Annotated in this window: 10 protein-coding genes; 6 read left to right on the forward strand and 4 right to left on the reverse strand. The window is 60.9% G+C overall.

Translation table 11 applies throughout. From position 1 onward, the window contains the following. Positions 1 to 139 precede the first annotated feature (139 nt). Positions 140 to 1045: a LysR family transcriptional regulator gene (locus AAGA68_10395; protein ID MEM9385460.1), complete on the forward strand. Its 906-nt coding sequence runs from the start codon at positions 140 to 142 to the stop codon at positions 1043 to 1045. A gap of 368 nt (positions 1046 to 1413) precedes the next feature. Beyond that, positions 1414 to 2649, forward strand: coding sequence for a kelch repeat-containing protein (locus AAGA68_10400; GenBank protein ID MEM9385461.1), 1236 nt, complete (start codon positions 1414 to 1416; stop codon positions 2647 to 2649). 38 nt (positions 2650 to 2687) lie between these two features. Here the strand turns inward: AAGA68_10400 and AAGA68_10405 are convergent, their stop codons facing one another. Together AAGA68_10405 and AAGA68_10410 are read right to left on the reverse strand one after the other, a co-directional pair. Further along, on the reverse strand, positions 2688 to 2981 hold the full coding sequence (locus tag AAGA68_10405; GenBank protein ID MEM9385462.1) for a dockerin type I domain-containing protein: 294 nt from the start codon (positions 2979 to 2981) through the stop codon (positions 2688 to 2690). Between the two features lie 57 nt (positions 2982 to 3038). Further along, complete coding sequence (locus tag AAGA68_10410; GenBank protein ID MEM9385463.1) at positions 3039 to 3191, reverse strand: hypothetical protein; 153 nt, start codon at positions 3189 to 3191, stop codon at positions 3039 to 3041. Positions 3192 to 3312: 121 nt separating this feature from the next. On the opposite strand from AAGA68_10410, the gene AAGA68_10415 reads away from it, so the two are divergent. Then, positions 3313 to 3903, forward strand: a complete 591-nt coding sequence (locus tag AAGA68_10415) for an ECF-type sigma factor (GenBank protein MEM9385464.1) — start codon at positions 3313 to 3315, stop codon at positions 3901 to 3903. Next, positions 3900 to 6383, forward strand: a complete 2484-nt coding sequence (locus tag AAGA68_10420; GenBank protein MEM9385465.1) for a serine/threonine-protein kinase — start codon at positions 3900 to 3902, stop codon at positions 6381 to 6383. The genes AAGA68_10415 and AAGA68_10420 overlap by 4 nt, the downstream gene beginning before the upstream one ends. 57 nt (positions 6384 to 6440) lie before the next feature. Here the strand turns inward: AAGA68_10420 and AAGA68_10425 are convergent, their stop codons facing one another. Next, entirely contained in the window at positions 6441 to 6710 is a 270-nt protein-coding gene (locus AAGA68_10425; GenBank protein ID MEM9385466.1) for a hypothetical protein, read from the reverse strand. A 610-nt stretch (positions 6711 to 7320) separates the two neighbouring features. Here AAGA68_10425 and AAGA68_10430 point away from each other — a divergent pair. Then, on the forward strand, positions 7321 to 8136 hold the full coding sequence (locus AAGA68_10430) for a hypothetical protein (protein MEM9385467.1): 816 nt from the start codon (positions 7321 to 7323) through the stop codon (positions 8134 to 8136). Positions 8137 to 8465: 329 nt separating this feature from the next. Then, a complete protein-coding gene (locus AAGA68_10435) occupies positions 8466 to 9989 on the forward strand; it encodes a carboxypeptidase (GenBank protein ID MEM9385468.1) in 1524 nt (507 codons plus the stop codon). Here AAGA68_10435 and AAGA68_10440 read toward each other — a convergent pair. Beyond that, on the reverse strand, positions 9965 to 11863 hold the full coding sequence (locus AAGA68_10440) for a PhnD/SsuA/transferrin family substrate-binding protein (GenBank protein MEM9385469.1): 1899 nt from the start codon (positions 11861 to 11863) through the stop codon (positions 9965 to 9967). The genes AAGA68_10435 and AAGA68_10440 overlap by 25 nt on opposite strands. Between the last annotated feature and the right edge of the window lie 4 nt (positions 11864 to 11867).

Below are 11867 nucleotides of genomic sequence, written 5' to 3' on the forward strand. Positions count from 1 at the left end.
CCGCCTCGCCAGAGCACCGACGCGTGCGCAACGCACGCGATCCCCGAATGCTCAACGCACAGCAAAGATAGATAATGAAGCTGCCGGTGATAATGGCATTACCCTGGGATGCTCTCTCCCAGCAATCGGGACAAAGGCGATGGACGTGCTGAAGGCAATGAAGGTATTCGCACAGGTAGCGAAGGACGGCAGCTTCGCGGCCGCCGCTCGCTCGCTCGACCTATCCACCTCGGCCGTCAGTCGACATGTGCAGGAGCTGGAGACGTGGCTTGGTGTAGGTCTCCTGCAGCGTACGACGCGGAAGCTGTCGCTCACCGCGGAAGGCACCAACTACCTGGCAGCGTGCCGAGAGGTGCTGGAAAGCGTTGAGGACATCCGGCGCAGTGCCAACGAAGGAAGCGCCGAACCATCCGGCACCCTGCGGGTCACGGCACCGGTGTTCCTGGCGAGCGCCTGCATTCAACGCGCCCTTCCGGCCTTCTTGAAAGCATACCCCCTCGTGAGCGTGGAACTCCATGCAGCGGATCGATTCGTTGACCTAGTGGACGAAGGCTTCGATATCGCCCTGCGCGTCGGTGACTTGGCCGACTCGTCACTGGTGGCCAGAGGGCTCGGTGATGTGCGTCTGACTATCGTGGGCAGCCCGGAGTATCTTCGAGTCCACGGAACGCCGAATTCGCCGCCGGACTTGGAGGACCACAACTGCATCATCGACCGAGCGGCGAGCTTCGGCAATCGATGGCCCGTGACCGGCCACGACGGCAAGGGCGCCAACAGGGCGGTCACGGGGAACGTCGCCGTCAACAACGGTGAGCTGGCGCGGGATCTGGCCCTGCAGGACATAGGCCTAGCACTCCTTCCAGAGTTCTTCGTGACCCGTGAGTTGGCGCAGCGTCGACTGATCGAAGTCCTCAACGGGCACGTGCACAGCTCGGTGGGCCTGTTCTTGCTGTACCCAAAGGGTCGCTACACGAGCGCAAAGGTGCGCGCATTCATAGACTTCCTCGTCGATGTAGCTAGTGAGCAACACCCGCGAAACCGGTGACTCGCCTAGCCCGCCAGCAGCCGGGCGAGAGTCCCCTCGCAGTGCCAGCTGCCGCGCCGAAGGCGCGATCGAATGTCGCATTCTCTGGCTCGCGCGCCGAGCCGAACACCCTATCGAAAGAGACTCGGTTACCTTCGCCATAGCTGTAGAACGCTATGAGTTCTCCTAATTCCTCCGCGATCCAGGCCGGCCCCCGTCGCCTTGGCGAGGGTGGCCTCGCAGGCGTTCGCCCCTCTTCAGCGGTCTCCCCACGAAGTTGAAGGTCCTCGGCGCTCGTTCTCGTATTGGTGAGTACGGCTTGAGCGCGCTTCGTGCCAATCGATGACGGGGCGTACCGCGCCAGGTGACCACACTAGGAGGATGACGCGGTGATCAACTGGATATCTGAAGACTCGATGACGAGGTCGGCGCAAACCGGTGGTGCGTGGCTATTCCTGCTGGGGCTCAGCGCCCTCTCCCTGGCAACGCACGCCGAGGACGAAGGAACGGGGCGTCGACCCGCTGCGTGGACGCTTGCGCAAACGCAGGGCTTTCATCCAACGCCTCGCGACACGGCGAGTGTCTTCGACATGTCTGGCAGCAGCTCCTTCGGCGCCTTTGGTGGCTACGCGGAAGCCCTCGACATCTCCGGCGCCACGGCACCGAGCACCAACACCTTCTTCGACGATCTCTTCCTGTTCAACGCCAGTACCCGGACTTGGCACCAGGTCAGCGGTAACGGGGCGGGACCGGCGCCGCGGGCGTTCGCCTGCGCCGTTTACCACGAGGCGAGTGAGAGCGTGATCGTCTTCGGCGGCACGCAGTTCGAGGCTGATTTCTCCGCCTTCACCTATTTCGACGACCTATGGCAATTCGACCTCGCCAGCGCGACCTGGAGCGCCCTGCAACCCACCGGTGCACGGCCCTCGGCTCGGGCTGGCTTCGGCTGCGACATCATCGACGAGGCGATCTACCTGTTCAGCGGCAACGGCGATGACTTCAATACCGACAACGAGCTGTGGCGCTATGACATCGCCGAGCAGGCCTGGACACTGGTACAGGCCGACGCACCCGATGACAGCACGCGGCCCGTCGCACGCACGCAGATGATCTTCACCCGCATTCCCGGTCGGCGCGAGATTCTGATGGCGGCTGGCGATGCCTTCGAACAGATCCCCGAGCCACCGTTCCTGGTCGCGGTCACTCAGGAGGATGTGTGGCGCTACGACATCGACGCCGACCGTTGGACGGAGCTCGACACCCAGAACAAGCCCGAACCGGCGCGCAATCACCGTGCTTACACGATGATCTCCGATCGCCTCTTGCTTGTGCAAGGCGGCGATGCACAAGGCGACCTAACCACTGACGACACCTGTCCAGCGCCGCTGTTTTGCCTGATCCCGGCCTCGCCAACGAGCGATACTTTCGTCTACGACATCGTGGGCGAGCGATGGTCCCAGCTCGACCTACCCACGGGGGCACCCCCCGCAAGGCGATCTGCTATGCGCGCCGTCGAGGGCACCGTCTACCTGTTCGGAGGTTACGGATGGGACGGGGACAATGCAGTCGGCAAGATCGCCAACCCCTACACTTGGCAGCTCAGTCTTCGGCGCCATATGCCCTGACGCAAAAGCGCCTACCGGCGCCCCGGTCTCTGCCAGGCTTAGGGCCTGGCAGAGCATATGTTAGCGATTCGACTTGGTCCGGGTGGAGCGAACAAGTCCGCACGGGCGATGCGCAGGTCGCGCCCGTTGACGATGCCATCGCCATTTAGGTCAGCATCCTCACCACTGCTCTGCAGGGCAGCGCGAATGAACGCCAGATCCTGGACGTTGACCAGACGGTCGTTGGTGAGATCCGCATCGCAGAAGTTGCCGATTCCATCGCTATCGGTATCCCGTTGATTGGGGTTGCGCGGGGAGAGGCGGTCGTCCGTAAGGCCTTGCGCCGTCGGCATCACAGTCAGCTTCCAACACGATGGTGTATTGCGCCTCTAGGCTGGCCTCAGCTGTCCCTAGTGGGCCGCTTGGTAAATAAGGTGACGCTCAGCGAGTAGCACGGGCGTCATCGCGGCGTTGCATCGCTTGCCAATGGCGATGCCATTGGCTGCGCCACGCGCCTTGCTGACGCTGCCCCTACGCAGACTGAGCGTTGCCTTATTTGCCAAGCGGCCCACTCGTTCGGCGATCCCTGAAGCAATTGACGCCCTTTCCTATGCTGTACTGCAGCATGTAGCCCTGTAGGTGACCGTCCCTGCGGTATAGTGCATCCAATCCAGAACAAACCGCTTGCTAATTCCGCTCGTGCCCCCCTCCACACAGCAAACCCAGCTCACCTCGCTACTGAATCAGTGGCGCACAGGTAACGAAGACGCGTTAAGCGAGATCGTGCCCGCCGTGTACACGGAACTGCACCGCATCGCGAGCAGCTACATGCTCAGACAGCCCGAGCAGCACACGCTCCAGGCGACCGCTCTGATCAATGAGGCGTTCCTGCGTCTTGGTGACGTCAAGGTCGAGCTAGAGAACCGGGGGCACTTCATCGGCATCGTGGCGAATCTAATGCGCCAGATCCTGGTGGATCACGCACGGGCGAAGGGCGCGCAGAAACGCGGCGGCGGAGCTCAGCGTGTCGACATCGACGATGCCAACCTGCACAGCCCGCCGCCTTCCGTCGACGTGCTCGCGCTCGATGCTGTTCTGCAAGCACTCGAGAAGCGGGACGCGCGCAAGGTACGCATCGCCGAGCTCTACTACTTCTGTGGGGCAACCTACGAAGAGACGGCGGCCGCGCTGAACATCTCCGTCGCCACCCTATCCCGCGAGCTAAAGGTACTGAGGTTGCTGCTCGCCAAGAGCCTCGACGCGACGCCCCGATGAACGCCCTGGAGCGTGCGCTCGACAACTGGGAACGCTTGGACGATCTACTCATCCAGGCGACGGCGTTACCGGTGGACCAAGTCGAGGCCTTTTGCAACGATGCATGCGGCGATGATCAGGAGCTGCGAACGCTGCTTCTGGAGCTGGCCACTGCCACCGTTGTTTCCGACGAGCGCATCCGCGGGTCGATCTCCCAACTGGCCGATGGCCTGAAGCATGACACGTTGCTCAGCGGAGAGCGCTTGGGCGCCTATTGCATCGAATCGCTGCTCGGGCGCGGAGGCATGGGCGAGGTGTACCTGGCGTCGCGCGCAGACGGGCAGTTCGAAAAGCAGGTCGTGGTGAAGGTGATTCAACGCCGCCTAAACGAGGGCGAGTTCGTGGATCACTTCCGCACCGAACGCCAAGTGCTCGCCACCTTAAGCCACCCGTATATTCCCGGCCTGCTCGACGCCGGTCAGCTCGAGGACGGGCGACCCTACCTAGTCGCCGAATACGTTGAAGGTGGAGTGCCTGTAACGGACTACTGTCAAGAGCATGGCTTGTCCCTGCGACGGCGCTTGGCACTTGTCGAACGGCTGGCACAGGCCGTGCAGCACGCTCACAGCAAGCTCGTGCTCCACCTTGACATCAAGCCAGCTAATATACTCGTACAGCACGATGCTACCCCGAAGCTACTCGACTTCGGCATCGCCCGCCTAATTAACGATGCACAGACGGGCCACGCGGCCTTCACCCCGGACTACGCCAGCCCCGAGCAGATCCGCGGACAAACCCCCACAGCGGCGAGCGACATCTACTCGCTCGGGGTGTTGATGTACGAGCTGCTAGGAGGCGAGAGACCATTCCATGCGCCTCCTTACGCAGATCTGCAAACGAAGCTCGCGGAACGAGATCACCTCGAACGCCACCTGCGCACAGCAGCACAGCTGACCGATGTACCGCAAGACCTCCGTGCCATCATCGGCAAGGCCATGTCAGCACAAGCTGAAGACAGGTACGGCTCCGTCGAGGCGTTCCTGCAGGACCTGACCCGTTTCCGCGATCACCGGCCAGTTAGCGCTCGAGCGCCGACGGTTGCCTATCGGCTGGGAAAATACTTGCGCCGCAACGCCGTGGCCCTCGCGGTGGCGTCGGCGATCATCTCGCTATTGGGGACGTTCGCCGTTCGCGAATACCAGCTACGCACGGAGGTGCAAATCGCCTTCGAGCGGGCCGAGCAGGAAGCGCTGACGTCTCAGCAGGTCTCCGATTTCCTCACGAACCTGTTCAAGGTCTCCGACCCTAGCGAGGCGAGAGGAAACTCGGTGACCGCACGTGACCTTTTGGACAAGGGCGCGCAGCGCATCAGCGAGGATCTCCAACAACAGCCCCTAGTCGCAACCCGAATGATGGGCGTTATCGGCACCGTTTATGTGCAGCTTGGCTTGTTCGACGAGGCTATTGAGCAGTTTGAGGAAGCTATCGCCCTGCGAGACGCGGTGCCAGGCGGTGATCCGGCTGAGCGCTTCGAGCTTCGCAACGTCCTGGGCGATGCTTACTTGCGACGAGGGCGCTTCGACGATGCGGAATTCACCCTACTCGATAACCTTGCGCTTATCACCGAGGTGCTCGGCGAAGACGATAAGCGCATGGCGACCACGCTACGCAAACTCGGCGATCTCTACATGCGCCAAAGACGCTTGGACGAGGCGGAGAAGGCACTCTTGCGTGGACTTCCCATCAGGGAAAAAGCGGTCGGGACTGAGCACCCGAACTACGCTAGCCATCTCGTCTCCCTGGGCATCGTTTACTCACAACAGAATCGAAACGAGGAGGCGGAGGAATTGTATCTTCGCGCCATCGACATCATCGAACGAACTGATGGAGTGGACGGCCCTATCCTTGGCATTTACCTCACTAACCTCGGCAACGTCCTTGGGCGCATGGGGCGCGATGAGGATGCCGAGCAAGCGCTTCTGCGCAGTCTGGAGATCGCGCAGAGGGTGCTAGAGCCGGATCATCCTCGAATCGCGAACAGCACCATGAACTTGGCAGCACACTACGCGAGCCGCAAGCTCTTCGAGCAAGCCGAACGCTACGGCCAACGCTCCCTCGAGCTGAACACGAGACTGTTCGGCGAGGCGGACTACCGCGTTGGCGTGTCTCGGTACAACCTGGCTGAGGTATGGTCTCAAATGGAGCGCTACGAGCAGTCCCAGGCGATGGTCTTCTTAGCCATCGATACCTGGCAAAAGGTGCATGCCCCAGATCACGTACACTTTGGCTACGCTTACGAGCTAGTCGCAGCCAACTACCGGGCCCAGTCGCGTGAAGAGGAGGCAGAGCGCTACCTGCTCCAGGCCATTGAGATCTTCGAGACCAACGGCGACGAAAGAAAGCGCAGGATCGCCCTCGGCGAGTACGCAAAGCTGCTGCGGGCCACGGGCCGAGAAGCCCGCGCCGATCAGATCGACGCCTCCTTGGGAGAGCCTTCCTAGCACCCAGGCTCTGCGCATAGGCGTCGCGTCGGATAGAAGCCACTGCGGCTGCGCCGGCTATCCTTCCTTGAGTCTGTCGATTTCCTCGGACAGATAATGGCTTTTGTGGCTATCGGTGACGATCGCCTCCAACACTTGTACGCGCTCGCGCAGGCGGTCGATCTCCTCGTCGCGTTCGGACAAGGCCCTTTCCAGCATACTCTTCACCCCAGGTGAGGACGCATCGGCACTGCCGGAATCGTCAATGCCGTGCTTGGCTCGGACAATGGCCACGGCGGCCCAGGCAACGATCGCGACGACCGGGATGATGTACGGGGTGTCGAACATTATGCGCTTGCCTCAGCTGTAGCTTCCAGACGCCTGACCACTCTACCGCGAGCGCACACGCCCTTGTACTCTAACCGCTCTGCACTCTCTCTCCCGCTCAGGTTATCGCCTGGGCCGTCCGCATCAGCTGAAGGACCTACGCTTCCCTGGGACACTCAGGTCGTCCTCAACCCCCTTCCGCAGCGCTTGAGCGCCCGCGACCGCAGGGGCGACCTATCCTACCGAATCTAGTGTCCTGAGTTGGTAGTTCGTTGTTTTATTGGCACCCGGGGTTTTTTGCCGGTGCGCGGCGGGGGGTGGCCGCCCCTTGGTGTTCTCTATCCCTTCGTCGGGGCCCCATCCGCGCCCCCAAAACAAACCCCCCACTCCCAACTCAGGACACTAAGAAGGAGCACGTATGAAGCCACACGTTGTCTTCGCCATCGCTGCGGCAATCGCAAGCCTCACGGCGGTGCTGCTGGTGCGGGCTCCTGCGCCGTCGACTAGCGCTGATTCGGATGCCCCCGCGGACGCCCCCGCCAGCACCGTGGCTCCGGTGATCGAACGAACTGATCCGCAGGAGACTCTGGTATCCCCAGCACCGGAGGCCGCTGCGGAAATTAGAGCGCCATTGCCCGAGCACGCCATTGAATCGCTGTCCCTTGAGGAGCTGCAGGTTCCGTGCGGCTGCCGCTGGGAGTTACACCAGCGCCAGGTGCAGTACGAGCAAGACCTGCGCAACGCCCAAACAAAGGATCCCGGCTGGGCCTATGAAACCGAGCAGCTACTGCAGCAGTTCGTGGCGTCGAATCTGCGATCGCACGCGGTGGACGAGGTCAGCGTCGAGTGCCGAACAACGTTCTGCGACATACGCGCCAACGGCTCGATCGAAGCCGCGACTGCCTTCGAGGAGGTCATCAAAGAGGCCCAGATCGAGCCCTGGAGCACGTTCAATTCTGGTCGGCAGATCCGCACCACACCCAAGGACACCAATGCTGCGTCCTACCAAGCACTGGTGTATCGAGAGTCGGTGCCGGACGATCTCGTGTTGCCAGACCTTCCGGAGCCGTCAGCCGAGGGGTCGTGCCCGTGCGCTTCCGATGCGTGGCAAGGTCGCCGCCTCAAGCTCGAGCAAGAAGCGCGTGCAAACGAAATCAAAGACCCTTACTGGGCGTATGAGAAAGAGCAGCGACTGAACACGTTGGTAGCTGACCATGAACTGTCATCTGTCCTCGAATCGTGGACGGTCGACTGCCGGCAAACCTACTGCGACATCCGAGCCACCATGACGGGCGAGGAGCAGGGAGGATTCAACCAGTTGATTCTGGAGATTGCCCAAGACCCAACACTTGGATTTGGTGGAAATTGGTCGGTCGCCGCCTCGGGCATCGGCGAAGCACTGGAGCTGGAAGCGCGGTTAATGAGAGCCCCCGATACGGACCGGTAGCTCGTCGACACCACGGCACCAGCACCCAGGCCTTGGTCCGCGACGCGCTTGGCAGGAGGGCCGTAGAGACACGCTACAACTTCGCGAGCGGACCGGTCCCCGAACACAACGGCTTTGCACAGCACACTTCGCCTTCGATGCCAATGACTCGCCCGCTGCCGCGGTGGCTACGACCGGTTCCTACGCGGTGTTACCCTGGCCACGCCGCTGATCGAAGCACGCTTGGGGCTCCAACCACCATAGGAACTGCAATGAAGCCGCGAAACTCATGGCCATTACCCCTTCCAACAGCCCTTTGTTCTCTGCTCGCGATGGCGCTCCTTTGCATCATGAGCCTCAGCCTGGGCGCCGAGACTGCCACCCAGAGCGCCCCCAATGAGGGAACCGAGGAGAAGGCGTCCGCAGAGCTTCCTCGTCGTGAATTACCTGCTGACAGTGCGCAGACCCGAGAGGCCGAAGTAGAGATCCGAGGCAACCGTGTGCCTTATCGCGTGACGATCGGCACTCAGCCGGTCTATGGCGATGAAGATGCGGCTATCGCTGCCCTTCACTACACTTTCTATGAGCGTAGCGACGTCGATGCGCGAGAGCGGCGCCCCCTGTTCATCTCCTTCAACGGTGGGCCGGGGTCTGGCTCCCTCTGGATGCACCTGGGATACACCAGCCCCAAGGTGTTGATGATCGACGAGGAAGGCTACCCGGTGCAGCCCTACGGCGTACGCGACAACCCCCACTCGATTCTCGATGTAGCAGACATCGTCTACGTTAACCCCGTCAATACCGGCTTCTCCCGCATACTGGACGAGAGCGTCGATCGCGAGACGTTCTTCGGCGTCGAGGCAGACGTCAAGTACCTGGCCGGCTGGATCGACGTCTTTGTATCGCGCATCGGCCGCTGGCGCTCGCCAAAGTACTTGATCGGCGAGAGCTACGGCACCACGCGTGTCTCAGGCCTTGCGGGCGAACTACAGAACCGCCACTGGATGTACTTGAATGGCGTGATCCTCGTCTCCCCGACGGGCCTTGGCTTGGAGGCGACGGGTCCTTCTCCCCGTTCCACGCTGCTGAAGCTGCCCTACTACGCCGCAGCGGCGCACTATCACGGCCAGCTCGAGCCTGCTCTGCAAGCGAAGGACCTGATGGAGGTACTAGCGCAGGTCGAGGCGTTCACGATCGAGCAGTACCTGCCGGTAGCGGCCAAGGGGGGCTTCATCGACGAGGATGAGCGCCGCCAAGTGGCTGAGCAGGTAGCGCGCTATTCCGGGCTGTCGGAGCGCTTCGTGCTCGACTACAACCTCGCCGTGCCGGCCTCGGCCTTCTGGAAGGAGCTGCTGCGCGAGGAGGGGTACACGATCGGACGCTTGGACTCGCGCTACCTTGGCTTGGACCGGGAAAACGGCGGCGAAGCCTACGATTACCCACCGGAGCTCATCTCGTGGAATCACGCCTTCGCGCCCGCCATCAACGCCTACCTGCGTGATGAGCTCGAGTTCAAAACGGACCTCCAGTACTACCTGTTCGGACCCGTGCGCCCCTGGGAGGGGCAAGACACCAACGTCGCCGAAGAGCTACGACAAGCCATGGCGCAAAACCCCTACCTCAACGTCATGGTGCAGTCCGGCTACTACGATGGCGCCACGGACTACTTCTCAGCCAAGTACGTACTGTGGAACCTCGACCGCAGTGGACGGCTCCGAGATCGGATGCGCTTCGAAGGCTACCGCAGCGGCCACATGATGTATCTGCGCGCTGAGGATCTGGAGACGTCCAATCAGCACTTACGCGAGTTCATCGAGCAGAGTACGCCCGGCGATGGCGTGCCCGCGAGCTACGGGGTTGTTGGGGATCGTTGAGTGGTCACGCTGCCTGGGCGCTTTGCGTCCGGGCGCGCAAGCACGAATGTCGCCGCTCCGATTCCTACAAACAGTGCAGCCGCAAGTAACCCCAGGAAACGAGACAAGTCTGCTGGGTAGGTATCCTCGTAGGTGTTCATAAGCGTGTCTTTATCGTCCTTTTTGGCCTCGGCCAAACCCACTTGCATACTCAATGCGGACTCATGCTCCAGATACGTCTGGAGTAACGCCTCGGAGAGTTCCTCACAATTGTCTTTCAAAGCACTGCGAAGAACATACAGGCCGTTGGGGATACTTACCGTCTGACCCGTAACCACCTTGAGCGCCTGCTTGCCGGTGAATCTGCTTTTGAGATCGTCGAAGCGGAATCGTGCGATGTATCCGAACTCCACGCCATTATCTGGGTCAGCAACGGACGCCACAACTTCGTACGGCGCGCTATAGTACGTGTATCGCGAACTATCAATGTCTTTGTGAGCCTTTGCGAGGAAAGCGTAGCCCGAAGCAGAAGCGAAGTTCTCCGGCGGACCGACTGCCGCCACTCTTACGCCATCCCCTGGATCGGGAGGAAAACTCGCATCGCTATCCTGCCTCCCAATGACAATCGCTTCGTAGTCAGTGGCACCCTCTCTGAACACCGGCATTGCTACAGGGCAGTGCCCAAGCGTTATTGCCTTACCCGCTGGGATAGGAGGCAACTCTGCTATGTCTATCTCCCCACTATCGAGATCCGCTAGCATGTCATCGTACTCATCACGAATCTCCTCTGACCTCGAACCACGTGACCCTCGGTTACCTGAGTATGTCTTCGAAAGCTCGAGGAAGATGTTATGCCGAGAGTACAAGAGCCGCTGGAGCCCTTCCCAGTTTTTTCGTTTAGCACGCTCAGACTGAGGCTGTACAGCCAACGAAGCCCCTAGGCGAAGGTGGGCTAGCTTGTTGTCGTTTAGAATGAGATCGAGCCTAGCCGACATCCGTCTCACTGGGTCATAGTCCCCATCGTTCGCAATGCGCAGACCCGAGATTGTTGAAGTTGAGCTTTCGGTTGCTCCATCTGCCGGCTCCGCCTGGCCTTCATCAAGCTCTCTCCACTGCTCATCAGAGTATGAAATCAGCCGTGTAAGCGCTTCACGGTAGCCTGCGACGACCTCGTCCGCCGCTGGCAGGATGATAATCGGATCGAAGGGAATGTCCTCAGGACCGTGCAGAAGCGGCCGGTAGTGCGCCAGCTCCGTGTACTTCGGCTGCCCCGGTTTTCGGTGGTATCGCTCGGAAGACAGGGCCGCAAAGCCCTGAACTTGCTCGGCGCAGGTAAGCGCACCTCGATGCGAGGCTTTGAGCTCTACACATTCCTCTACATCTCCCAAACGCCTCTTGTTGAGCTTGGCGACATTGAGCTTTGCTACCTCATCATGGAGCAACACGAGCGGTGCCAGATAGCCAGAGGTACTCTTCTCATCTGGGTACACGAACGTCAACTCTTGGAGCTGATCAAAGGTCGGCACGCTTACGGTAGAAAGTAGGACGGTACCGTAGTGCGTTGCGCCGAAGCGCTCGATGCTGGCTACTGGCTCTGGAATGGCGGGGTACTGTCTCTTCGCTGCAACGTATCGATACGGGGGCGATACAACGAGCGAAAATTCCCTACTATCGAGCTTCCCCTTAGTGAGCACCTGCCCAGTTTGCTCGTAGTCCAACTCTATGGCCTCATGACAGAATCCCGTTTGTCGCTCCAGCGCATTGACGAGACCCCTAATCGCATCGGGACTGTCAGATGAGCCGATGTACCTGGTAGGCACTTCGCAAGCGCTAGCCATAGAGGGGAGAGCAAGGCAGAAGATCCAACAGCAAATCCCCAGTTTTGTACAGCGCATTCCG

The sequence above is a fragment of the Pseudomonadota bacterium genome (genome assembly GCA_039193195.1).
In the GTDB taxonomy this organism is placed as follows: domain Bacteria; phylum Pseudomonadota; class Gammaproteobacteria; order Steroidobacterales; family JBCBZW01; genus JBCBZW01.